We start from the raw sequence: 289 nt of genomic DNA, 5'->3' as shown, positions 1-289 counted from the left end.
GGCGTAGCCTGCATTAGGTACAACTAAACTATATGCCCTGGCGTGCCGAGCAGTCGCGATGTCGGGCCATTTGCCGCTTCCACGATTTAAGCGGCACCACCTCGCCAAAGCGTTCCAAGCCGACCCGCCTGACAGAGCCGGGAGGTGAAAATGGCAACCAGTTGGCAATTGTCTGGCAGTTACTTCGAAAACTGCAATTGCGATGTCGTATGTCCTTGCCTGGTGTCCACCAACGCGCAGCTGACGTCGAAGCCGACGCAAGGTGTTTGCGATGTGGCCTTGGTCTTTC

Annotated in this window: 1 protein-coding gene; it reads left to right on the top strand. The window is 56.4% G+C overall.

Going from position 1 to position 289, the window contains the following annotated elements:
- Positions 1-150: 150 nt before the first annotated feature.
- On the top strand, positions 151-289 hold a 139-nt coding region (locus tag EN852_RS39690; protein WP_135879965.1), incomplete at its 3' end, for a DUF1326 domain-containing protein.

This window comes from Mesorhizobium sp. M2E.F.Ca.ET.209.01.1.1 (genome assembly GCF_004010375.2).
GTDB lineage: Bacteria > Pseudomonadota > Alphaproteobacteria > Rhizobiales > Rhizobiaceae > Mesorhizobium.
The sequence above is the reverse complement of the archived record's forward strand: the minus strand, read 5'-3'. Positions and strand labels throughout refer to the sequence as shown.